The 21,927-nt window shown below is 39.6% G+C and carries 27 protein-coding genes and 1 riboswitch; of the genes, 14 read left to right on the top strand and 13 right to left on the bottom strand.

Annotated features, from left to right (window positions below):
* The 3 genes from IEW67_RS13595 to IEW67_RS13585 all read left to right on the top strand — a co-directional run bounded on the left by IEW67_RS13595 (position 1) and on the right by IEW67_RS13585 (position 2,930).
* The gene (locus IEW67_RS13595; protein WP_188633626.1) at positions 1-1,014 is read left to right on the top strand and encodes a ThiF family adenylyltransferase; all 1,014 of its coding nucleotides are present in this window, start codon (positions 1-3) and stop codon (positions 1,012-1,014) included.
* 64 nt (positions 1,015-1,078) lie between these two features.
* Positions 1,079-1,270, top strand: a complete 192-nt coding sequence (yqgO, locus tag IEW67_RS13590; RefSeq protein WP_188633625.1) for a protein YqgO — start codon at positions 1,079-1,081, stop codon at positions 1,268-1,270.
* Positions 1,271-1,370: 100 nt separating this feature from the next.
* On the top strand, positions 1,371-2,930 hold the full coding sequence (locus IEW67_RS13585; RefSeq protein WP_188633624.1) for a rhomboid family intramembrane serine protease: 1,560 nt from the start codon (positions 1,371-1,373) through the stop codon (positions 2,928-2,930).
* A 57-nt stretch (positions 2,931-2,987) separates the two neighbouring features.
* Here IEW67_RS13585 and IEW67_RS13580 read toward each other — a convergent pair whose 3' ends face one another.
* Entirely contained in the window at positions 2,988-3,845 is an 858-nt protein-coding gene (locus IEW67_RS13580; RefSeq protein ID WP_188633623.1) for a hypothetical protein, read from the bottom strand.
* Between the two features lie 161 nt (positions 3,846-4,006).
* Between IEW67_RS13580 and IEW67_RS13575 the strand changes: the two genes are divergently transcribed.
* The 3 genes from IEW67_RS13575 (at position 4,007) to IEW67_RS13565 (ending at position 6,831) form a co-directional block, all read left to right on the top strand.
* On the top strand, positions 4,007-5,464 hold the full coding sequence (locus IEW67_RS13575; protein ID WP_188633622.1) for a spore germination protein: 1,458 nt from the start codon (positions 4,007-4,009) through the stop codon (positions 5,462-5,464).
* A 183-nt stretch (positions 5,465-5,647) separates the two neighbouring features.
* Positions 5,648-5,860 carry a YqgQ family protein gene (locus IEW67_RS13570; RefSeq protein WP_188633621.1) on the top strand — a complete coding sequence of 71 codons (213 nt, stop codon included), beginning with the start codon at positions 5,648-5,650 and terminating at the stop codon, positions 5,858-5,860.
* Positions 5,860-6,831: an ROK family glucokinase gene (locus IEW67_RS13565; protein WP_308430738.1), complete on the top strand. Its 972-nt coding sequence runs from the start codon at positions 5,860-5,862 to the stop codon at positions 6,829-6,831. The genes IEW67_RS13570 and IEW67_RS13565 overlap by 1 nt, the downstream gene beginning before the upstream one ends.
* A 142-nt stretch (positions 6,832-6,973) precedes the next feature.
* Here the strand turns inward: IEW67_RS13565 and IEW67_RS13560 are convergent, their stop codons facing one another.
* A complete protein-coding gene (locus IEW67_RS13560; RefSeq protein ID WP_188633620.1) occupies positions 6,974-7,141 on the bottom strand; it encodes a DUF2759 family protein in 168 nt (55 codons plus the stop codon).
* 151 nt (positions 7,142-7,292) lie between these two features.
* Between IEW67_RS13560 and IEW67_RS13555 the strand changes: the two genes are divergently transcribed.
* Positions 7,293-7,916, top strand: a complete 624-nt coding sequence (locus tag IEW67_RS13555; protein WP_188633619.1) for an MBL fold metallo-hydrolase — start codon at positions 7,293-7,295, stop codon at positions 7,914-7,916.
* A 247-nt stretch (positions 7,917-8,163) separates the two neighbouring features.
* Here the strand turns inward: IEW67_RS13555 and IEW67_RS13550 are convergent, their stop codons facing one another.
* From IEW67_RS13550 to comGA, 9 genes are all read right to left on the bottom strand, one after another.
* The gene (locus IEW67_RS13550; RefSeq protein ID WP_188633618.1) at positions 8,164-8,406 is read right to left on the bottom strand and encodes a DUF2626 domain-containing protein; all 243 of its coding nucleotides are present in this window, start codon (positions 8,404-8,406) and stop codon (positions 8,164-8,166) included.
* A 72-nt stretch (positions 8,407-8,478) separates the two neighbouring features.
* The gene (locus IEW67_RS13545; protein ID WP_188633617.1) at positions 8,479-9,177 is read right to left on the bottom strand and encodes a helix-turn-helix transcriptional regulator; all 699 of its coding nucleotides are present in this window, start codon (positions 9,175-9,177) and stop codon (positions 8,479-8,481) included.
* Between the two features lie 129 nt (positions 9,178-9,306).
* A complete protein-coding gene (gene comGG / locus IEW67_RS13540) occupies positions 9,307-9,678 on the bottom strand; it encodes a competence type IV pilus minor pilin ComGG (RefSeq protein WP_188633616.1) in 372 nt (123 codons plus the stop codon).
* The gene (locus IEW67_RS13535) at positions 9,650-10,093 is read right to left on the bottom strand and encodes a competence type IV pilus minor pilin ComGF (protein ID WP_188633615.1); all 444 of its coding nucleotides are present in this window, start codon (positions 10,091-10,093) and stop codon (positions 9,650-9,652) included. Before IEW67_RS13535 ends, comGG begins: the two co-directional genes overlap by 29 nt.
* The gene (locus IEW67_RS13530) at positions 10,047-10,388 is read right to left on the bottom strand and encodes a type II secretion system protein (protein ID WP_188633614.1); all 342 of its coding nucleotides are present in this window, start codon (positions 10,386-10,388) and stop codon (positions 10,047-10,049) included. The genes IEW67_RS13535 and IEW67_RS13530 overlap by 47 nt, the downstream gene beginning before the upstream one ends.
* Entirely contained in the window at positions 10,375-10,800 is a 426-nt protein-coding gene (gene comGD, locus IEW67_RS13525) for a competence type IV pilus minor pilin ComGD (RefSeq protein WP_188633613.1), read from the bottom strand. Before comGD ends, IEW67_RS13530 begins: the two co-directional genes overlap by 14 nt.
* Positions 10,797-11,102, bottom strand: a complete 306-nt coding sequence (comGC, locus tag IEW67_RS13520) for a competence type IV pilus major pilin ComGC (RefSeq protein WP_188633612.1) — start codon at positions 11,100-11,102, stop codon at positions 10,797-10,799. The genes comGD and comGC overlap by 4 nt, the downstream gene beginning before the upstream one ends.
* A gap of 16 nt (positions 11,103-11,118) precedes the next feature.
* Entirely contained in the window at positions 11,119-12,174 is a 1,056-nt protein-coding gene (gene comGB / locus IEW67_RS13515; protein ID WP_188633611.1) for a competence type IV pilus assembly protein ComGB, read from the bottom strand.
* Positions 12,131-13,147, bottom strand: a complete 1,017-nt coding sequence (gene comGA, locus IEW67_RS13510) for a competence type IV pilus ATPase ComGA (protein ID WP_188633610.1) — start codon at positions 13,145-13,147, stop codon at positions 12,131-12,133. Before comGA ends, comGB begins: the two co-directional genes overlap by 44 nt.
* Positions 13,148-13,248: 101 nt before the next feature.
* On the opposite strand from comGA, the gene IEW67_RS13505 reads away from it, so the two are divergent.
* Both IEW67_RS13505 and IEW67_RS13500 read left to right on the top strand, forming a co-directional pair.
* Positions 13,249-13,740, top strand: a complete 492-nt coding sequence (locus tag IEW67_RS13505; RefSeq protein WP_188633609.1) for a shikimate kinase — start codon at positions 13,249-13,251, stop codon at positions 13,738-13,740.
* A gap of 68 nt (positions 13,741-13,808) precedes the next feature.
* Positions 13,809-13,988: a YqzE family protein gene (locus IEW67_RS13500; RefSeq protein WP_188633608.1), complete on the top strand. Its 180-nt coding sequence runs from the start codon at positions 13,809-13,811 to the stop codon at positions 13,986-13,988.
* A 32-nt stretch (positions 13,989-14,020) separates the two neighbouring features.
* Here IEW67_RS13500 and IEW67_RS13495 read toward each other — a convergent pair whose 3' ends face one another.
* Entirely contained in the window at positions 14,021-14,791 is a 771-nt protein-coding gene (locus IEW67_RS13495) for a YqhG family protein (RefSeq protein WP_188633607.1), read from the bottom strand.
* On the bottom strand, positions 14,781-16,439 hold the full coding sequence (locus tag IEW67_RS13490; RefSeq protein ID WP_188633606.1) for a DEAD/DEAH box helicase: 1,659 nt from the start codon (positions 16,437-16,439) through the stop codon (positions 14,781-14,783). Before IEW67_RS13490 ends, IEW67_RS13495 begins: the two co-directional genes overlap by 11 nt.
* A 135-nt stretch (positions 16,440-16,574) precedes the next feature.
* A riboswitch (glycine riboswitch) is annotated at positions 16,575-16,671 on the top strand.
* Positions 16,672-16,864: 193 nt separating this feature from the next.
* On the opposite strand from IEW67_RS13490, the gene gcvT reads away from it, so the two are divergent.
* From gcvT to IEW67_RS13465, 5 genes are all read left to right on the top strand, one after another.
* Entirely contained in the window at positions 16,865-17,971 is a 1,107-nt protein-coding gene (gcvT, locus tag IEW67_RS13485; RefSeq protein WP_188633605.1) for a glycine cleavage system aminomethyltransferase GcvT, read from the top strand.
* 13 nt (positions 17,972-17,984) lie between these two features.
* Positions 17,985-19,334, top strand: a complete 1,350-nt coding sequence (gene gcvPA, locus IEW67_RS13480; RefSeq protein ID WP_188633604.1) for an aminomethyl-transferring glycine dehydrogenase subunit GcvPA — start codon at positions 17,985-17,987, stop codon at positions 19,332-19,334.
* A complete protein-coding gene (gene gcvPB, locus IEW67_RS13475) occupies positions 19,327-20,784 on the top strand; it encodes an aminomethyl-transferring glycine dehydrogenase subunit GcvPB (protein ID WP_188633603.1) in 1,458 nt (485 codons plus the stop codon). The genes gcvPA and gcvPB overlap by 8 nt, the downstream gene beginning before the upstream one ends.
* Positions 20,785-21,372: 588 nt before the next feature.
* Positions 21,373-21,600, top strand: coding sequence for a hypothetical protein (locus IEW67_RS13470; RefSeq protein ID WP_188633602.1), 228 nt, complete (start codon positions 21,373-21,375; stop codon positions 21,598-21,600).
* A gap of 101 nt (positions 21,601-21,701) precedes the next feature.
* The gene (locus tag IEW67_RS13465; RefSeq protein WP_188633601.1) at positions 21,702-21,872 is read left to right on the top strand and encodes a hypothetical protein; all 171 of its coding nucleotides are present in this window, start codon (positions 21,702-21,704) and stop codon (positions 21,870-21,872) included.
* Positions 21,873-21,927: the final 55 nt, after the last annotated feature.

Raw genomic sequence — 21,927 nt, 5'->3', positions numbered from 1 at the left:
GTGGATCTTGCACGTTATTCAAGACAAGTGTTATTTGAACCAATCGGGGAAGATGGACAACGCCGGCTGTCGAATAGTACGGTACTAGTTGTAGGCGCCGGAGCCCTTGGAACGGTTATATGCAATCATTTGGTAAGGGCGGGAATTGGAAAGGTGCGTCTGATTGACCGTGACTATGTGGAAATGAGCAATTTACAGCGGCAGATGCTGTTTGATGAAGACGATGTAAAATGTGCTCTGCCAAAAGCGGTTGCAGCCGGAAATAAATTGGAAAAGATGAACAGCCAGGTAATCATTGAGCCAATTGTGGGAAATGTTTCAGTTGAAAACATAGATGATTTGATTAATGATGCTAACGTCGTTCTTGACGGCACAGATAATTTTTCCACTCGATACCTATTGAATGATGCCTGTTTCAAATACGGGATTCCATTTTCGTATGGCGGTGTTGTCAGTTCACGCGGAATGACGGCATTTTTTATTCCTGAAAAAACCCCTTGCTTAAGATGTATAACAAAACAAGGCGAGGGAGGAGGCGAGACATGTGACACTGTTGGCGTTATTTCACCTGCCGTTGATATGATTTCCTCTTTTCAAGTGACGGAAACATTAAAATATTTAACCGGCAACCAGCAAGTATTGCGTCAAACACTCAAAACGTTTGATGTGTGGCATAATCGTCAGTATGATATGAAACTGTCCCATTCGGATCCGGAATGTGTAGTGTGCCAAAAACAAGAATTTCCTGCTTTGCAAAAAAAAGCACAGAGCGAAGAAACGGTATTATGCGGAAGAGATACGGTTCAGATCCACCGTAAGTCCGTCATGGATCTGGAACAGTGGGAAAGTAAGCTGGGACAGATTGCAGATACCAAACGGACGCCATTCTTATTAAAGGCTTCTTTGCAAGAAGGGATTCATTTTGTCATGTTCACGGATGGACGTGTTCTTGTCCAGGGAACGGAAGATCCTATTCAGGCGCGTACACTGTATGATCGGTATATAGGATCTTGATGCATAATCTTATGTTTTTGGCAGATAACTATTATCGTCACAACATATGAAAAGGGTGTCAGGAATGAAAGTTTTTACAGTTCTAACAGTGGTTATGACAATGGTCGCAATGATTTTCAGGTGGCGGTACAGAATCATGAATACCATACTCGCCATTAGCTTCTTACGACGTATGGCCGTCATGATTTCAATGAATATGCCAGTCATCCGCGAAAAAATAATGCCGGCTTTGTTTCAGAGACGGCCGGTTGAATAGCCCATCCCATTTCTAAGAAGCTGTTAGTCCAACAGCTTCTTTTACATATAGAAGAAAAATATAGCCGGTTTTGATATCATGGCTTTGAGGGGGAAGATACATGTATCTGAATGGAAGCTTTACATTGTATACATTAGCCTGTCATTTAATTGATACAGATCGTTATGAATTAATACATATGCGTCAAGATAAAGAATTATGGCTGGAAAAGCGGGATGGCAAAGTATCATATATTATTCGGCTGTTCCATGGTGGTTTTGACTGGAAGAATCATTTAATGAATGATGTAGATCAAGTTTTTCAAAAGGCAGAATCCTTAAAGCGGTATTTTCAAAGTAAACATGTCGACATACATAATGTCTATATTGCTGAAGATGCTCCGGTTGATGATTGGGATGTTCTGAAAAAACCATGGTGGTTAAATGAGAAAAACTCAGTGACAATGAATGTGTATTATTTGTCAACACATGAAAGAGAAGAGGAATTGGCAAGATTTCGGAATGCTGTCGGAACTGCATTCAAGTTTCCTAAAGAAGGGCTTTCCGAAACTGAAAAAACGCAAGCAGTTCACAATTGCAGACAAAGATTAGCCGGGCAGTTGAAAAATAAAGAACAGGACTTCAGGGAGGTTTTTTCATACGGCAAGCCTTTTTTCACTTATATTTTGCTGGTTGTTAATATTTTTATTTTTTTGCTATTGGAACTGAATGGCAAAAGCACGTCAACTGAGACATTAGTTAAATTCGGAGCAAAATATAACCCCGCTATTATCGAAAAAGGGGAATGGTGGCGGATTGTAACCTCCATGTTTCTGCATATTGGTATATTGCACTTATTTATGAATATGCTGGCTGTTTATTATCTGGGAATGGTCGTGGAGCGGATATATGGATCATTCAGGTTTTTGATTATATATTTTATGGCTGGGGTTGGAGGTGGTCTCGCAAGCTTTGCCTTTACAACCAATGTGTCAGCAGGAGCTTCCGGAGCACTGTTTGGTTTGTTTGGAGCGCTGTTATTTTTCGGATGCATATATAGAAGAATTTTTTTCCAGACAATGGGTAAGAATTTATTATTTATTATCGGAATCAATATCGTATTTGGACTAACTGTACCCCAGATTGACAATGGCGCACATATAGGAGGTTTGATAACAGGATTCATTGCATCAGCTGTTTTGTTTTTGCCTAAAAAAACGAACGGGCCGATACAATTAGCCTCTTTTATTTTATATATGCTGATTGTTCTTGGACTGGCTGGTTACGGCATGATACATAATAAGAATAGCCCTTCATATTTGTTAATGACGGCAGAGCAGTTCATCACGGAAGATCAATATGAAGAAGCGGCGGATGTCGCCACCAAAGGATTAAAGCGTTCCAAACAAATAGAAAATGAATTAGAAAGCCATTTGCTGTTTCAGCGGTCGTATGCTTATATTCAATTAAACAATATTAACAACGCGATAACAGATTTGGAAAAATCGATTGATCTGAACAATGATTTTTCAAGAGCACATTATAATTTAGCAATTTTGTATGGCAATAACGGTCGAGAAGACGAAGCAAAAAAGCACATTGAAACAGCCTATAAACTGGAGCCTCGAAATGAGGATATTGCCAATTTATATGAACAGTTAACCGGAAACCAAAAAAATTAGCATATAACAGCCCCGTCTAAACATAATTGACAAGACGGGGCGTTTATAATGGAGGGTTCAGAAGTCAGGATATTTTTGTATAAGCCTTTCTTTTTGTCCATTCCATTCAAACAGGACCATTAAGTGATTATGTTGATTGTCGAACAATATAAGGGGGATATAACTTTTTACTGTTTTGTTACGCAGATTTTTAACATTCAAGATATAATTTTTATAAATGCCTTCCCACAGCTGGCCTATAATTTGCTTTGTCTGTTTTTGCGTAAATGAAGGCAATGGTTCAGTATTGAATTTATGCAAATCAGTCAGAGGTATTGCATAGTAATCCTTTTGGTCAATGTCGTAATATGCCATCAGCTGTTTCCAATTATAAACAAGTTGCTGTTCCGTTGTATGGTTCAGTAGCCTGGCCCATTCATGTTCGTACCCCGTTTCAGGCGATTTGAAAGATTTAAGGATAGTGCTTGGTGAATCGATTACATACAACTGGTCATATGTTGAATGATGAATACTTTTGATTTTATTTGGATAATGAACTTCACCATGATGAAATGATATTGCCTGAAAATAATTGCTGTCTTCCGCACTAAACTTCTCTTCTATTCTGATGGTGTCAGTGTTTTTTCTCCAGTTGCTGCGGACTCCGATCAGCTGTCCATTATTAAATATTAAAGAAGCGTCCTGGCGCAGGTATAAGTTCTCCTCACTTTTTGATGTGCTTGTCCAGATCATCTCATATGAGTCGCTTGAGTTTTCCGAAATCAATTCAAGTGCTGTGCCAGTCTTAACAAATCCGGTTTGGTTATCCTCCGGAAAATAAGTAATCACTGGTATAGCGCCCATCCGCCAAAATAATGTTAGCAGACTTGTACAAACCAGAAATACAACACTTAAAAATAGCAATCGTTTATTCATCCCGATCATCCTTTAGCGGGGGGGTAGGTTTAGTGTTTATCAAAGATAATTCATTTCCATAAAAAATATATGAGGTGGCTCAATAGGATATGCTCATTTTGCATAGTTACTGTTTTTTCACATAAACTATGGCGGAACTTCTAAAGATAAAAGGTGAGCAAATGGAAAAAGAAAAACAACCGTTATTTTCCGCCTATTCAAAAAACGTTTCATATATAAAAGAACGGCTGGCAGTTGATAAAAGTTTTGATGTCATTCATCTGGATTTAAAATATGCCGGCCGGAATATGGCAATGTTTATGATTGATGGGTTCGCAAAAGATGACATTTTGCATTATATTATGAAGTTGCTGGCAAAACTCGAGCCGGAGCAACTGGAACCCGATCCATTGGAAAAACTCTTTAAGACGTATATTCCATATATTGAAATCGACCATGTAAAAGATTTGAATAAAGCATCAGATCTTGTACTTGGTGGTCCAGCTGCATTGGTTGTCGAAGGCGTCGATGAAATCATTATGATTGATGCGCGGACATATCCGGTACGGTCACCTGATGAACCGGACCTAGAACGGGTTGTTAGAGGTTCGAGAGACGGTTTTGTTGAAACGATCGTATTTAACACCGCTCTTGTAAGAAGAAGAGTACGGGATCGTTCTTTACGGATGGAGTATACGCAGATTGGCAGACGTTCAATGACCGATATCGCAATTTGTTATCTAGAAGATATTGCGGATCCGGAACGTGTCAGTGATACAAAAGCAGTCTTGGATAAAATTGATACGGATGGTCTGGCGATGGCGGAAAAAACCATTGAAGAATTTATCAGTGGCAGGCATTGGAATCCGTATCCGACTGTGCGCTACACTGAAAGACCCGACACGGCAGCAGCACATCTGTTTGAAGGCCATGTGCTGATAATCATTGATGGCTCGCCAAGTGTGATGATAACGCCGGCAACGTTTTGGCACCATCTTCAGCATGCAGAAGAATATCGGCAAAAACCGCTTATAGGGGCTTACTTAAGATTTGTACGTTATATAGCTGTGTTTGCATCAATTTTTATATTGCCGTTATATTTTTTACTTGCTGTCAATCCGGAATATTTGCCGTCGAGCCTTTCGTTCATTGGTTTAAATGAAGAAGGAACAGTGCCGCTTATTTTACAATTTCTTCTGGCAGAATTGGGAATTGACATACTCAGGCTGGCTGCTGTTCACATTCCGTCTGCACTTGCGACAGCTCTCGGCCTTGTAGCAGCCATATTAATTGGTCAAGTAGCAGTGGAAGTTGGTTTATTCTCATATGAAGTGGTCCTTTATCTGTCAATTGCAGCGATTGGAACATATGCTACGCCGAGTTATGAACTAAGCCTGGCAAATCGGCTTATCAGAATGTTCCTGCTCATAGTAACGGGCCTGTTTGGTGCAATGGGATACATCGTCGGCATTACACTCTGGGTTCTTTATTTAATTCGGATGTCATCATTTCGCATCGCATATCTCTGGCCATTGCTTCCCTTTTCATACAGAGCGTTCAGGGATGTGTTTATCCGATCACCGATTCCATTGAAAAATCGCAGACCGGTATTTTTAAATCCAAAAGATCCAGATCGTTGAATGCAACGGTCTGGATCTTATTTTATAACGTCAGAATGTATAAATTATGGATTCTTATAAAAGGTTTCGTTACTCGCTATAAGGTGAGACGATTGCCCGTGTTTTTTCAAATCCTACCATTACCGTGTATTTTCTTATTCACTATTATGAACCGTTTTGATATAATCAAATTTGGTGATTTATATGAAAACAGTATATGATGTACAGCAATTATTGAAACGTTTTGGTACCATTATATATGTAGGCAACCGCATTGCAGATCTTGAACTAATGGAAGCAGAAATAAAAGAATTATACCAAGTTCAGATCATTGAAGCATATGAATATCGGGATGCTTTGCTAATATTGAGAGGAGAAGCGTCTCGCTTGCGTGGTGAAAAAGGAGCGAATTCCTGATGGAAAAGTCAATTATTGGTGTTGATGTTGGCGGTACAACAGTTAAAATGGGCATTATTGATAACAATGGAATTATACTGGATAAATGGGAAATCCCCACCAATAGAACAAATTCAGGGGAATCGATAGTTACGGATATTTGGAAATCGTTGAGTAAGAGGCTTAATCAATATAATATTTCAAAAGAAGCAGTCGAAGGAATTGGAGTTGGTGCACCAGGGTTTATTGACGGTGAAACCGGTCGCGTTATAGAGGCCGTTAATATCGGATGGAAAAACATGCCTTTATCTGATAACCTCCAAACCATTTCCGGGATGCCGGTATTTGTAGCAAATGATGCTAATGCTGCCGTTATGGGTGAAAACTGGAAAGGCGCAGGCGGAAATGTGAAAAATCTTATTGCGCTTACACTTGGTACAGGTGTTGGCGGTGGCATCATCGTAAATGGCAGTATCCTGAATGGGGAAAGCGGGATGGCGGGGGAAATAGGCCACACAACAGTTGAAACCGGGGGAATTTTGTGTAACTGTGGACGAAGAGGCTGTCTTGAAACAATCGCATCAGCAACTGGCATGGTAAATCAAGCGAAGGTGAAAATGGAACAGCATCCGGAAAGTTTGCTTGCAGCAAGATATGAAGTTTCCGGAAGCCTTACAGCGAAAGATATTTTTGAACTGGCAAATGAGGATGATGTACCGTGCAATGATATCGTTGCATATACTGCTGATGTTCTCGGTTTGGCGATATCAAATGCAGCGACCCTCATCAATCCTTCTAAAATTCTGATTGGCGGCGGTGTGTCCGGAGCAGGGGAAGCGTTTATCCAGCTTATAGAAAAGGCATTCCGTCAATACGCCTTAGCAAGGGTCAGTGATGTTTGTGATGTTAAATTGGCCCAATTAGGTAATGATGCCGGTGTTATCGGGGCAGCATTTTTGGTTAAGCATAAACTGCGCAACTTGAAATTCTAATCATGACAATTTGTTTCGTTTTATTGATTTCAGACGAACTTAATAAAACGAAACACAATCAATAACAAATAAAAAGCTAACGATTCGTCATGTTACGTTAGCTTTTTAAAAGAAAAGTATTAGTGTTATTTCGTTTTAAATTCTACATATTGCCTAATTCTTTAACGATCGTGGCAACTGAAAAGAATCCGAAGACCAATACGGCAACTGCTGAAAAACCCAGCGCAAACAAGTTTTTGATTTTAAGCTGCTGGATAACAGATACAATGGCCAGTAAAGTAACCAGCAAAAAGATAAGTGCCAAAACCATTCGTAACACATCCTCCCTGTAACTAAACATAGAAACTTATCTGTATTATATGTAGTAACTGTTTTCTATACTTATTTTATAGTATAAAATGATTTTTGTCGAGGTATAGCCAAATGAATTGGAACAATATTTAATGAATGGAGGAGATCAGATGAAAATAGCAAGCATGGAGGCAGGCCCATTGGGAACAAATTGTTATATGGTACATAACGAAACAGACGCTTTAATTTTCGATCCCGGTGGTGATTCTGAAGAGATAATCGGCTATTTAACAGAGAATAAAGTGGAACCCAAGGCCATATTGTTAACGCATGCTCATTTTGATCATATTGGCGGAGTTGATGCATTAAGATCATATTACAACATTAATGTATATTTACATGACAAAGAGGCGGAGTGGCTGGAAAATCCTGAATACAATGGATCCACTTCTTTTATGGGCAGCAGAATTGTCACTAAACCTGCGGAACATAACCTAGAGAAGGGCAGAATGGCTATCGGTGACATAACATTTGAAGTGATTCACACACCGGGGCATTCACCTGGAAGTGTCAGCTTTATATTCCACGATCAACAATTTGTAATCAGCGGTGATGTTTTATTTAATCGGGGGATTGGGCGAACAGATTTACCTGGTGGTAATATGAACGTATTGGAACAGAGCATACGTGAAACACTTTATCAGTTGCCGGATTCATATACGGTGTATCCGGGACACGGTCCTGCAACGGCAATTGGCAATGAAAAAAAACACAATCCATTCTTTTCGATTTAAGAGAGTGCCATTCGTTTAATGTATTATGAACGTTACGGTGCAAGTCCGGTCTTATAAAAGCAAATAAAAATGCCAGCCATGAATGATGGCTGGCATTTAGGGGGGATGTGCTCTGCTCTTTGTTGGTTAGGGATAAAAGTTAAGCTACTAATAACAGTATAGACTGCATGTTAAGGTTTTGTCAACAACTAAACTAAAAAAATTAAAAACCCTGCAATTCATATGTAAGCAGGGTTTTTTACACCTATTAATGCCCGAATCCCGGTACCAATATAAACTCGGAATACCAAGTAAATCCGACCAAAAATATAGTACAATAAGCTCCGAATAAATACATATACATACGTTCAGATAACTTCAGATAGCTTACTGCAAGGAAAAATGCCGTCTGAACAAGAAATAACAATGCCACATTGACCATTTCTCCAACGTAAAACATGACGGTAAATATACCTGTCCAAAAGGCAAGGACCCGAAACATACGATCCATATTTTCCCCTCCTTTGGGTTACCTTATAAGTGTCATTATAAACGACCTATTGAATATTGTAAATAAATCGCATTAAACTAGTGAGAGTTTTGCCACATAAGTGCAACTTTCACAGCCGCTGAACATATTTTCCATTTCGGTTAGTTCAACATGGTCAAACAATGCTTCGAACATACCTTTTAAAAATGCGTAGTGCATCTGACATACCATCGTATGGTTTTGATGAACCATTTCCTTGAAAGGGCAGTTATTAATCTGAAACGAAACACTGCCAGCTTTTTCACTGTACTCAAATTCCGGGTACATACCGAGCATTGTTCCAGCATCCCTTAATATCGTGAGCTTTTGTTCAGTTGTAAGCCAAACAGTGGAAGTCTGCTCATGATATTGCCTCATTATGTTTGCACCGTATTGATATCCGGTCTGATAGAGTGCCTTTTTCCCCGGTTCACCCAGATTAATAAACGACTCTAAAGCTATTGAAGAAAGCAGCTTATAGTCGCGGTGCGGAAAATGGAGTTCAATCACCTCATCCGACAGCTTATATCGTCTGCTTGGGCGGCCGCCTCTACCTGTTTTTTCCGAGTATGATTCCACCATTTGAATGTCTTCCAGTTTTGATAAATGAAGACGTGCCACATTTGGATGGATCCCGAATTCGTTCGCAATTTCAGTTACATTGACCTCTTTATGCTTTTTAACCATAAATTGATAAATGCTGAATCTTGTTGGGTCACTCAATACCCCCGTTACCTTCAAAGTTTGTTTCAATGCAATCACCTCACGACCGTTTACATTCATTATAATAAAAAAACGGACGGTAAAGATGAAAGCTGGGGAAATGTTGAAAAATGTACACAATTTATCATTTGGGTATAGAATACGCAAAGACCGACAATTTTATTCGGAATTGAGTCGCATCTGATTTATAATCTGATAAGTGGCGCCATTATCCGTCTGACAGGTGACATACAAATGGTATGTCTGATGATGTAATTTGACATAATGGGCTGTTACATCTCCATAAGGAAACTCATATTCGATAGTGCCGGTGTCAGGCTTATCAGCTAGCTCGTCTTTCAAGTGTCCCCTTGCCATTTGTATGAGGGTTTCGATTTTTAATTGTTCTGTTTGATTTTGTGTAATACGGATTTCATCCTGATAGATATTAACATTTGCAGTCAGGATTATGAACGCCAGCGCAATGAAAAACAAAACATAAGGGAAGACGAAGCCTTGCTGGTTAGTGGTAAAAGACAATATTTTTCTCAAATTGATCACCATTTATGGTTGTGATGGAAGCATGTAAACCATAAGACAAAGTGGTAAAGTGAATATCCCGGACATTTCGCAAATATATTTCAAATCCTTCATCGTCGAGCTGTCTTATGATCAGATCATCATATTGTTTCAATACAACGCGTGAATCATCCGGACGTATCAGTGTTATGTTAGAGGGCTCCACAATGATGTCGGAGGCGCGGATAACTTCATCCCGTAAAAAGAAGAAGAATTGCTGCACAGACAACTGATTATATTCAGAAGAAAATTCAGCCGTTTTTACTAAATAGGCAGTAAAAGGGATTGTCATAAATATAATGCTGACTGCCAAAAAAATCGAAATAAATGTAAATCCTTGCTCACCTCTGCTGATATCCGTATAAACAGAATTGGCTTTCTCTCTCATTGGCATTTTTCCATGTGGCACATCCTTTCACTAAGTTGCTTTCAGCGATAAACCGGAACTCGGCTTCTGTTCCATCTATCGTTTTCAAAAGACGATGGGGGAGGTTGGTTTGCTCCTCCCGCAGAAATGTCTGCAGCTGGTGATGTAATTCGCCGCTGATATTTTGTTTTTGCTGTAAAGTTTCACGTTCATGCAATAAAAGACTTGTGAGCGGAATCACAGTTGTGATAACCATCATGAGAAGACTGGCCGCTACAAGTGATTCAATTAACGAGAAACCATTACTGTTTTTCAAAGTAGCACCGTCCTTTCCCGAGCGGACAAACCAGATTATACTGGGTAGTTTGTGTATAAATCGTCATAGTCCCCGGTTTACGGATTGTCCCTTCTCGATTGAAGGAAATGGTTGGTAATGTTCGTTTTTTTATTGACCATCCCTCGGGCACTTTCCGTTCAAGGATAGTGCCATACTTTTTAATGACATAGTGGGTTTGGTCTGGAAAAAAAAGCTGGTATCTCGACCGGGAGTTGTATGATAAGCTTTGGGTGTATAGAATGTCCATTTCCAGCGTTTCAAGAAAATTTGCTTCAGTCTGTTTGTCGAGAACCGAAGCTTGAATGGGTACGGCGATAAGGATAAGAACCGACAACACGCTCAGAACGAAAAGCACTTCTAAAAGTGTAAAGCCGTTACTATTATGGTTCATTTTCCGGCCGAAACCGTTCCATCTCCGGCAATCGTTAACGTTCTGTCGTCAGGACATGTTGTCTGTTCTGATTCTATATATTCGCCCACTAAAGTATCGATACTTGCAGGATAAGCACCTGTGTCGATAAGATAGGCATCCGCCTGAGCTTGAACGACGCTAACCAGGGCTTCACAGCCTTTATCATGAACTTCTTCACTTTTTTTGCCTAAATTCGGGACAATTAAGATAATCAAAACAGAAATGATCATTAGAACGATCAGCATTTCGATTAATGTGAAACCACGCTCATTTTTAAACACGTTTGACATCTCCTTTTTAGATAGTATCGATTAACTGGAACATCGGCCACATGAGCGCCATGTATATGAAAATAACAAGACTTGCTAAAATCAGAAAGAAAACGGGCTGAATGTATGTGATAGCTTTCATTATTTTGCGGTGTATTTCTTCGGTTTGAAATTCTGCGTAAATGGATAAGTCTTTTTCCAATTCTTCTGTATCTGCATTCTTTTGAAAAATAACTGAAATTTGTTTATCGAATAGTGGTAAATTTGCCATTAGCCCGGTTATATAAATCCCTCGGGATAGTTCAGCGGTCAGGAGTGAGGCATAGTGTGCAAGAATCGGTTGTTTTTTCTGTTCGGACATACTGACCAGAATTTCTTTTATAGAAAGCCCTGTCGACAGTAATGAACTGAGGTGAGTCGCAAATAAAAATGAGATTTCCATCGTTTTATACTGCCGGTATACTGGAAGCAGATTAAAAAACCTGATCCGTTTATCAACACTTATTTTTTTCTGATTGATCTGCCAAATTAAAAAACCGAAGACAAGAAAAACAATCAAAATCATGAAAAATCGAATGGTGAAGTCAATCATCCCCATTGCTAGCATAACAGTCGAGGCAGTTTCACTGTTATTTTGAAATAAGTCGATAAATGATGGAAGAACCGACTGTTTGACAAAATATAAAAGAACTGCAAATATAACGAGCAGGATGATGGGGTATCGAGCTGCCTCCTGGAATTTTTTCGTGTAAACGATACGCTGTTCGAACATTGTCATGCACTTCTCAATGCTTATACGCAGGTCACCATTGCTGCGTACAAAGTATAAGTAAGCTGTAATGGTCTGATTGAAATGAACTTTTTCCAGTGCCTCATCGAAGTGACTTCCTGATTTAAGATAATAGATAACGGAGGAGGCGATCGGTTTCAACTGTGTATCCCACTGTATAACACCAAGAGCTTCAACGATTGGATATCCATTGTTCAACAATCGCGACAGACGATATAAAAAGCGTAATTGCAGCTCTTTTTTGGGACTATTATTGATTGGCCTCCAAAACCGCTTCATTCCCAATGAACCCATATGCATAGGCCTTCTTTCGTAAGTGATGGAATGTGTGAAAATAATGTGCTGATGGTATATCTTCTCCCTTAATCACAGTTTCAAGCAGCTGCCCATCCAGCAGTTCCATGATGGCAGCACGTCTTGTTATATGCTGGTTAATTTGTATCGGAACCAGCTGAAGGGCCGCTACTGCTATTAAAGACTGCATCAGATCAGAACTCTTTATCCCCATTTCCAGCAATCGATGTATAGTGCCTGCTGCATTCTTAGCATGCAGTGTACTCAATACCAAATGTCCGGTCAGTGAAGCATCAAAAGCAAACTCTGCTGTGAACCGATCTCTGATCTCACCCACCATAATGATATCAGGGTCATGTCTAAGAGCGGCTTTGAGACCGGTTTGATACGTAATTCCCGCTTTTTCATTCACTTGCACCTGCAAAATGTCACGGATTTCCTTTTCAATTGGATCTTCAAGAGTAATTGTTTGATATGACTTTTCGGATAGAATGGATTGCAACAATGCATACAGAGTCGTGGTTTTGCCACTTCCTGTAGGTCCTGTGAGAAGAATGATGCCATTGCGGCCTGTAATCCATTCCTTCAGTTTTTTCAATTGATTGGGAAAAAGGAAAAGTTTATCAAGGGTAAGATTGTTTTCCTGCGGGAGTATGCGGATCGCAAGGCTTTCCAGATGGTTAACCGGAAGTGTCGACAAACGCAATGCATAACAGTTGTTCAACTGCTCATGAATGATCGTGCCATTTTGCGGTTTACGCACTTCCCCTATATCCATTCCTGATGTAAACTTGTAATAAGTCAGCAATAATTGGTATTGACTGGCTGAAATTGTTTTGTGAAGCATTCTATTGCCGTTTATACGGAAGTAAATGTTGACCTGCTTGGAGAAAGGATAAAAGTGGATATCTGAAGCATTTACTTTAACAGCGGATTGCAGTAGACTTTCAGAGAGTCTGGAAGCTGTGTCCAATCACTTGTCACCTCCTTTGTATGACTATATTCGACATGTTTCATAAAACTCCTTCTTTTTTTAGAAATTATTTTTAAAATTTTTAAGGCAGGTTGAAGCGAATGCAAACAGTCTATTTAATCGGATTCATGGGAAGCGGAAAAAGTACGGTTGGAAAGCTGCTGCATGAAACATTAGGAGGCATGTATGCAGATACAGATCAAATGATTATTGATAAGTATGGCGAAATCGTATCGATCTTTGAACAGAAAGGCGAAAAACAATTTCGTTATTACGAATCCGAAATGCTTAAGCATACAGCAGGTGGAAAATTTATTGTTTCAACTGGAGGCGGAATTATAGAACGGCAGGAAAATGGTGAGTTTATGAAAAACAATGGACGGATTGTTTATTTGGCTACATCATTTGATGAGATTACCAGGCGATTGGGAAATGATCCGGAAAGACCATTGTGGGATAAAAATCATTCAGAAAAAGAACGGCTATATCAGCGTCGCAACAGAATTTATTCGGCGTTAGCCGATCTTAAAATCATGACTGATCATAAATCACCACATAGCGTAGCCAAGGAAATACTTGGGTACCTTCAATAAGGTGTATGATTTTCAAACTGGCTGGTCAATACTAAAATAAGAATCGAAACAGAAAGGTGTCAATATACATGCCTTTGAATGATTATGTTAAGTATTTGACTGAGCGGATTACCTCCTATATTGATACACCGACAAACGAAAAAAGGGAACAGAAGCTTAAAAATAAGAGTGAAGAACCGGTCTATTCAAATAAATGGCTAGGTATTTTGCCGTTCGCTTTTAAAATTATTAAAAAGAAATTCGAATGACAGGCTCACAAAAGATAGAGCCTGTTTTTCATTTAATCCTGCAAATAAAAAATACCTCCGTTAACAACTTTAAATGTGATATGCGGTGAATAGCGTTTTCTTATTTCTTCCATTTCTTTTTCCATTTCGTGTTCATTCGATCCTTCTTTATAGAAGTGACGGACCAAATCAAGTTCCTCCTCCATTGTTTTGTGTGATGCTTCTGCCCAGTCATGATCCTGATCGCGGACATAACTTTCGAGTACATTTTCAATCCGTTTAAATCCACTGTGCAGTTTGACCATAGGTGAAATGGTATAACAGTAATCGGGAATCGTATTTTGTAAAACTTTATGCTGAAGTTCTTCCATCATTTCCAGTTTCATAATACCGTTAACAAGGTGAAGGCCAATTGAAATCATTTCATCTTTTTTTTGTTTCCCCTGATAGCTGATTTTAATATTGCTGATGAGCCACGGATATAGTGCGGTTCTTTGTTTCGTATCGATTTGTTCAAATAGTTTCGTGTATTTCTCGTGTTCCTGCAGATGATTCATAATTTGATGCAGGCGCGGGCTTCCATAATGGATCCATTCGCACTTACCGTCCCTTTTTTGAGGATTAGTTATTAATGTAAGTTGTTTAGGATCACCAGGGTGACCCATTTTCTTGATATAATGCCAGTAAAAGGGACGGTTCATTAATGCACGGTCCATTTCTTCCGTTAATTGTACGGTCAACACACCATCATGATTATATATTAATTCACAGTGATGTGCTGTGAAATAAGATTGTAAAAAGTCGTGCAGATTGTTAATGGCCATATTGTTGCTCCCCCTGTTCCGCTTCACTACGTGTCATTTGTATAACTGAGGACAGATTATCCAATTTTATCCTGGCCTCACCTGTTGATGCTGATTCAGAAAAAATCGTTTGGATTTCAGATTCGACATCATTTATATTTAGTTCAGCAAGAATACTGTCTAAGTGACCAATCACCTGTTCGAATAAATTAATTTTCTCATATAAAAGGGTCATGATGTGTTCTTCCACTGTTTTGCGGATAGCTATATTATAAATGTGAACATCGTTCTTTTGGCCATACCTGTGAATTCGGCCGATGCGTTGTTCAAGCCGCATGGGGTTCCAGGGAAGGTCATAGTTAATCAAATGGTTGCAGAATTGCAGGTTGATGCCTTCACCGCCGGCTTCGGTCGCAATCAGAACTTGTGCATGGTGTTCAAACAGCTGTTTCATCCAATCTTTCTTCCCTTTTTTAAAGCCGCCCCTATAAGGAACGGAAATAATTCCGTTTTCCTTTAAATACCATTGCAAATAAACCTGAGTTGCCCGGTATTCGGTAAAGACAATCACTTTTTCACCACCGGTCTGTTGAATTAAATCTACAACTTTGGCTGCTTTTACATGCTGAGGGAGCTGCTCTATTTCATTGGTGATTGGCTTTATCAGCTTTTCCCTTGGACTATCGGTAACCATTTTTTGTAAGGACAGATAGCAGGCCTCCCGAGATGAGCAAAGCTCTCTAAGCAATGTGATTTTTGAAAAAGCCGGAAAGACATCAACGGTATTCTCCAAATGGGAGTACACATCCATTTCCTCCTTAGTGAAGTCAATCCAGACAGTTTCAATGTTTCGCTTAATTGCATCAAACTTTATGTTTTGCCGTGTATGACGGATCATGACCTTTTGGATTAAATGCTTCAAATAGCCATCCTCTTTCAATTTTTTACGATCTTTCCCATATCGTTCAAGAAAACTGTCATAATCACCCAAATGGCCAGGTTTTAAAATAGAAACCAGGTTAAAGATTTCAACCAGCCTGTTTTGCACAGGGGTAGCTGTCAGCAGCAGACAATATTTTTTCTTTAGCAACTTTACGAATTCAAAATTTTTTGTTTTGTGATTTTTTAATTTATGTGCTTCATCCACCAGCAAAAAGTCATAGTCTTGTTCCAAGATCTGTTCGCGGTGTGGTGCCTTTTTTGCTGTATCAATTGACGTGATAATCACATCATATTGATCCCATGGATAACTTTTCCTAAAAGTCACAGCCGGGATGTGAAATTTTTCGTTCAGCTCCTGAGCCCATTGATTGACTAAAGAAGCCGGTACAATAATCAGTATTTTTTTAGCTAGTCCCCGAAGCATATACTCTTTTAGTATAAGACCTGCTTCAATGGTTTTACCGAGTCCGACTTCATCGGCTAGAATCGCCCGACCGTTCATTTCCTCAAGAACTTGCCGGGCAGTGGACACTTGATGATCCAAAAAATCCATCTGCGGCAAATACTCCAATGCTTTCAGTCCCTCAAACGATGGTGCCATTGTTGTCAAGGCTGCATCGTAATTCATTTTAAAAAGGTCCCATGAAGAAAAAGGCCCTTCCGTTTCCAGTCTTTCTGCAAAACCGTCCATAAACACGGAATCCCGCTTGATATCTATTTGGTTCATCCTATACTCCTTTTTCACAAAGTTGTGATTATCTCTACTTTTAGTATCGTTCATATGGTACAATGTAGGTAATATAGATAGCTTTTTCCTGAATTTATACATAGTATAACCAAAACAGTAAATATCATGATGCGAATGAATACAAGGGGAGAGCTTACTGTTCAAGGGAGCAGTAACGCCGAAGGAGCAAACGTTCAGTGAATCTCTCAGGCAAAAAGACTCTTGTAGGACGCAGCTCTGGAGAGTGTTTACGATAGTAAACCACCCACGAAGCAAACACTTTTGCGTATGAATGCGGTTTTACAAAAGTGTGCAACTTTCTGGTTGAAGGACAGAGATTTCCTTGAAGGTGAGGGAATCTCTTTTTTTGTATGCAGAAAAAGGAAGTCCCATGGCCGAACATTATTTTAAAAGGAGTTGATGGGATGAGCGAATTAAAACAAACACCGTTATTCCCCGAATATGAAAAATGGGGGGGGAAGACAGTTAACTTTGGCGGATGGGATTTGCCTGTTCAATTTGGCGGCATCAAGCACGAACATCAAATAACCCGATCGAAAGCCGGCTTATTTGATGTTTCTCATATGGGGGAAATCATGGTTCAGGGATCGGAAAGTCTGGATTATTTGCAGGAAATTGTCACAAATGATGTTTCCAAATTGACACCTAAGCGTGCACAATATACTTTTATGTGCTATGAAGATGGCGGCACCGTCGATGATTTTATTATTTATATGCTGGATACAGATAAGTATTTACTGGTTGTCAATGCAGCAAACACCGAAAAAGATTTGGAATGGCTGAAAGATCATAACGATAAAGGGGTTTTGATTGAAAATGTCAGCCCGTACTATGTCCAGCTTGCTCTGCAGGGTCCTAAAGCGGAAGCGATTTTGCAGCGATTGACTGATACGGATTTAAGTCAGATTAAGTTTTTCAGGTTTGAAAATCCCGTGTATTTTCATGGTGCTGAAGCAGGAGCTATTGTGTCGCGCACAGGTTATACGGGAGAAGATGGTTTCGAGATTTATATTGATGCAGATCAAGGCAGAGAACTATGGAATCGCATTATGGAAGCGGGTAACGACGATGGCCTGGAACCGATTGGCCTTGGAGCCAGGGATACACTTAGATTTGAAGCAAACCTGCCTTTATATGGTCAGGAACTTTCCGAAACAATTTCCCCGATTGAAGCGGGTATGAAGTTTGCGGTAAAAGTTAATAAAGGGCAAGCTTTTATCGGTAAAGATGCATTAAAACGGCAAATTGATAATGGCCCGCCGCGAAAGCTTGTTGGGATCGAAATGATCGATAAAGGAATTCCGCGAACGAATTACCAGGTTTTTGCAGGTGATAAAGAAGTGGGTTATGTTACAACAGGCACGCAGTCTCCAACATTAAACAAAAATATTGGGTTGGCACTTGTAAAAACTGATTTCGCTGCAGAAGGAACTGAGTTATTCATTCAGGTAAGAAAGCGGAAACTAAAAGCGGTTGTAGTAAAAACACCATTTTATAAACGTGAACAATGAGGGGGAGGTTTATATGGAATTTCGCTATTTACCAATGACGGAATCGGATAAAAAAGAAATGTTGAATACCATTGGCGTCGAGTCGACAGATGCGCTTTTTGCTGACATCCCGGATGACGTCCGCTTAAACGGTGAATTAAATTTAAAAAAACCGGCTAATGAAGCAGAGCTTATGAAAGAACTGACAAGAATGGCCGGAAAAAATGCCAATTTAAAAGAATACAGCTCGTTTCTTGGTGCAGGCGTTTATGATCACTTTATCCCGTCTGTTGTCGATCATGTTATATCGCGTTCCGAATTTTATACAGCTTATACGCCGTATCAGCCGGAAGTTTCTCAAGGGGAATTACAGGCGATTTTTGAATTTCAGACAATGATTTGTGAACTGACTGGAATGGAAGTGGCAAATTCTTCAATGTACGATGGAGGAACAGCCCTTGCTGAAGGCGTAACGTTAAGTGCCGGGCAGACAAAACGAAGAAAAATCATCATATCCAAAACAGTTCATCCCGAATCCCGCCAAGTCATTCAAACGTATGCGAAAGGGCAAAACCTGCAAGTTGTTGAAATAAACGCCGTTAATGGTATAACAGATCTGCACCAGCTGGAAAAAGAGATAGATGAAAATACAGCAAGTGTTGTAATTCAGTATCCCAATTTTTTTGGGCAAATTGAACCATTGGATAACATAAATGAGGTTATCCGACAACAAAAAAAGACGATGTTCATTGTTTCCAGTAATCCACTGGCACTTGGCTATTTAACACCACCAGGTGACTTTGGTGCTGATATTGTCGTTGGCGATACACAAGTGTTTGGTATCCCAGCTCAATTCGGCGGTCCGCACTGCGGATATTTTGCGACAACGGACAAGCTCAAGCGAAAAGTACCCGGGCGGCTGGTTGGTCAGACAACCGATGAAGAAGGTGAACGTGGTTTTGTACTGACACTGCAGGCAAGGGAACAGCATATCCGACGTGATAAGGCAACTTCCAACATATGTTCCAATCAGGCTTTGAATGCGCTTGCCAGTTCTGTCGCGCTGAGTTCAATCGGAAAACGCGGACTGCGTAAAATGGCAGTTTTGAATATGCAAAAAGCACGTTATGCCAAACAACAACTGGCATCCGCTGGAATACCTGCAGTTTTTTCAGGTCCATTTTTCAATGAACTGGTCATTAAACTTCCTGAAGATGCAGCACGTATCAATGAAAAGCTTTTAGCAAGCGGTATTATTGGTGGGTATGATCTTGGAGTCGACTATCCGGAATGGAAAAATCATATGCTTATTGCTGTCACTGAAAATCGTACGAAAGATGAAATTGATACGTTTGTAAAAGAATTGGGGGATATCCATGGCTAATACAGACTTTCCATTAATTTTCGAGCGTGGAAAAGCAGGAAGAACAGGCTACAGTTTTCCGGAATTTGATGTTCCGGAAATGGATTTGGACAATGAATTTGATAGAAACTACATCCGTTCAGACGCGCCTGAATTGCCGGAAGTAAGTGAACTTGATATTATGCGTCACTACACAGCATTATCAAGACGCAATTATGGTGTAGATTCCGGCTTTTATCCGCTTGGATCATGCACGATGAAATATAACCCGAAAATTAATGAAGACGCAGCAAGGCTTGCCGGTTTCAGTCATATCCATCCTCATCAGGATCCAAAAACGGTGCAAGGCGCCATGGAAATGATGTACGATCTGCAATCCGGCCTTAGTGAAATCACCGGCATGTATGACTTCTCGCTGCAGTCAGCAGCCGGCGCTCAGGGTGAATGGAGCGGGTTGATGATGATTCGTGCTTTTCATGAAGCAAACGGCGATTATAAGCGTACGAAAGTCATTGTGCCGGATTCTGCCCACGGTACAAATCCGGCATCAGTCACAGTCGCCGGTCTTGATGCCGTTACGGTTAAAACAAATGAACAAGGCTTAGTCGACCTTGAAGATTTGAAACGTGTCGTTGATCAGGAAACAGCCGCATTAATGTTGACAAACCCGAATACATTGGGATTATTTGAAACGGAAATCATGAAAATGGCAGAGATAGTTCATAAAGCAGGCGGAAAGCTATACTATGATGGTGCAAATCTGAACGCGATTATGGGATACACCCGTCCTGGAGATATGGGATTTGACGTTGTACATTTAAATTTACACAAAACGTTCACCGGTCCCCATGGAGGTGGCGGACCAGGATCAGGACCGGTCGGTGTAACATCGGAATTCGCACCTTTTCTGCCAAAACCAGTGCTTACAAAAAAGGATAGTTTATTTGTATTTGATTACGATCGCCCTGATTCGATTGGGCGGATTAAGCCATACTACGGAAACTTCGGCATTTACTTAAGGGCCTACACGTATATTCGAACAATGGGTGCAGAGGGTCTGAAAAAAGTAAGCGAATATGCGGTATTGAATGCGAACTATTTGATGCGGAGACTGGAACAAGAGTATTCCTTGCCATATCAGCAGCATTGCAAGCACGAATTTGTTTTATCGGGCAAAAAACAAAAACAACTGGGTGTCCGCACCTTGGACATTGCTAAACGGCTCCTTGATTACGGGTATCATCCGCCAACCATTTATTTTCCATTAAATGTGGAAGAAGCTATGATGACCGAACCGACTGAAACCGAATCGAAAGAAACATTGGATGGTTTCATTGATGCCATGATACAAATATCCGATGAGGCGAAAAATAAACCAGAATTGGTTCAGGAAGCGCCACATAATACGGTTGTCAAACGTATGGATGAAACAACAGCCGCCCGCAAACCAATATTACGTTATCATAAATAAAAAAGAACGGGGCTGTTGCCCTAAGTAGTTCATTTACAACGGAGAAAAAATAAAAACCCAATACATTTAGCGTACTAAAATCACATAACATTTAGTACGCTATTTTTACTTTCATAACAGCATTTTCAAGGAAAAATTGATATTTATAATTCGTATTAGCCCAAGTTTCGGCAAAAATTTTATAAAAGGGGCAAAATCAAACATGTAACATCTTATAAACCCCGGTACTATAGGGTTGAACTTTAAATTTGGCAATTGTAGTGACCAAATAAAAAATGAAGATACTGCTATACGGGGATTTTTAAGCCTTTAAGCCGAAATTGGGTTAGCAGAATAAATAACAAAGTGACATAAATATTGTCACTGCCCTGAAAGTATTGAAGAGAAGGGTCAAAATTTACTGTGCGAAAATCCCTTTTAATTTACATGCTATTTTAGTGTGTGTAGTGATGTATCCAGGTTTTCTAAATATTTGTGTTACAATAAATCTAAAGATTGCAACGAAGAGCTTAGATTGAACATTCTGGGCTTCAATTTTATAGAACAAAAATGGAGAGATTGTAAGAAGCAAACAGGGAACCTCGCAAGGTGGCTTATGCGAAGCTTTGCATAAAATACCAAGAAATATTTGAGAAAAAAACACCAGATAACCTTGAAGAAATAAAAGAAACATTTAATTCAAATGCGACTGAAAAGGAAAGTAAATATTTATTCAATCAGGGTGTTATTAGTTATATTAAAAGTTTTTCACGACAGACAAAAAATGGAGTGATGGTTTTGCTGAATGACGAGAAGAACTCATTCAATAAAAATTAGAGGGACTTTCATTTCGAACCTTTACAAGAGCAATTGTGTACCAACATATTTTCCAGGAAACAGACAATTTACTATAAAATGGTTATCAGGGAGGGTGATAAATGAAAAAAGTTATTAGCTGGTCAATATTATCATCCATAATAATTGCTCTAGTTGTTTGGGTTGCAAGTATTATTTTTACATTTTCATATAATGAATGGAGTGTAAATGTCAACGATAATATGTACAGTTTTGACTGTTTAAGAATGTACAGTTTTGTTCATGGTACATAACCGAATTTTTATTCCATTTACCTATAATTTACCGTATATTGATCACCTTCCCGTA

This window comes from Lentibacillus kapialis, from assembly GCF_014646635.1.
GTDB classification, from domain to species: Bacteria; Bacillota; Bacilli; order Bacillales; family Amphibacillaceae; genus Lentibacillus; species Lentibacillus kapialis.
This window is presented reverse-complemented; position numbering and strand designations above follow the sequence as displayed.

Bases quoted from the DNA above. Each gene is read 5' to 3' on its own strand.
- yqgO (WP_188633625.1), top strand. From the start codon at position 1,079: ATGAAAGTTTTTACAGTTCTAACAGTGGTTATGACAATGGTCGCAATG.
- IEW67_RS13585 (WP_188633624.1), top strand. From the start codon at position 1,371: ATGTATCTGAATGGAAGCTTTACATTGTATACATTAGCCTGTCATTTA.
- IEW67_RS13580 (WP_188633623.1), bottom strand. From the start codon at position 3,845: ATGAATAAACGATTGCTATTTTTAAGTGTTGTATTTCTGGTTTGTACA.
- IEW67_RS13575 (WP_188633622.1), top strand. From the start codon at position 4,007: ATGGAAAAAGAAAAACAACCGTTATTTTCCGCCTATTCAAAAAACGTT.
- IEW67_RS13570 (WP_188633621.1), top strand. From the start codon at position 5,648: ATGAAAACAGTATATGATGTACAGCAATTATTGAAACGTTTTGGTACC.
- IEW67_RS13565 (WP_308430738.1), top strand. From the start codon at position 5,860: ATGGAAAAGTCAATTATTGGTGTTGATGTTGGCGGTACAACAGTTAAA.
- IEW67_RS13560 (WP_188633620.1), bottom strand. From the start codon at position 7,141: ATGGTTTTGGCACTTATCTTTTTGCTGGTTACTTTACTGGCCATTGTA.
- IEW67_RS13555 (WP_188633619.1), top strand. From the start codon at position 7,293: ATGAAAATAGCAAGCATGGAGGCAGGCCCATTGGGAACAAATTGTTAT.
- IEW67_RS13550 (WP_188633618.1), bottom strand. From the start codon at position 8,406: ATGGATCGTATGTTTCGGGTCCTTGCCTTTTGGACAGGTATATTTACC.
- IEW67_RS13535 (WP_188633615.1), bottom strand. From the start codon at position 10,093: ATGAGAGAGAAAGCCAATTCTGTTTATACGGATATCAGCAGAGGTGAG.
- comGD (WP_188633613.1), bottom strand. From the start codon at position 10,800: ATGAACCATAATAGTAACGGCTTTACACTTTTAGAAGTGCTTTTCGTT.
- comGB (WP_188633611.1), bottom strand. From the start codon at position 12,174: ATGGGTTCATTGGGAATGAAGCGGTTTTGGAGGCCAATCAATAATAGT.
- IEW67_RS13505 (WP_188633609.1), top strand. From the start codon at position 13,249: ATGCAAACAGTCTATTTAATCGGATTCATGGGAAGCGGAAAAAGTACG.
- IEW67_RS13500 (WP_188633608.1), top strand. From the start codon at position 13,809: ATGCCTTTGAATGATTATGTTAAGTATTTGACTGAGCGGATTACCTCC.
- IEW67_RS13495 (WP_188633607.1), bottom strand. From the start codon at position 14,791: ATGGCCATTAACAATCTGCACGACTTTTTACAATCTTATTTCACAGCA.
- IEW67_RS13490 (WP_188633606.1), bottom strand. From the start codon at position 16,439: ATGAACCAAATAGATATCAAGCGGGATTCCGTGTTTATGGACGGTTTT.
- gcvT (WP_188633605.1), top strand. From the start codon at position 16,865: ATGAGCGAATTAAAACAAACACCGTTATTCCCCGAATATGAAAAATGG.
- gcvPA (WP_188633604.1), top strand. From the start codon at position 17,985: ATGGAATTTCGCTATTTACCAATGACGGAATCGGATAAAAAAGAAATG.
- gcvPB (WP_188633603.1), top strand. From the start codon at position 19,327: ATGGCTAATACAGACTTTCCATTAATTTTCGAGCGTGGAAAAGCAGGA.
- IEW67_RS13465 (WP_188633601.1), top strand. From the start codon at position 21,702: ATGAAAAAAGTTATTAGCTGGTCAATATTATCATCCATAATAATTGCT.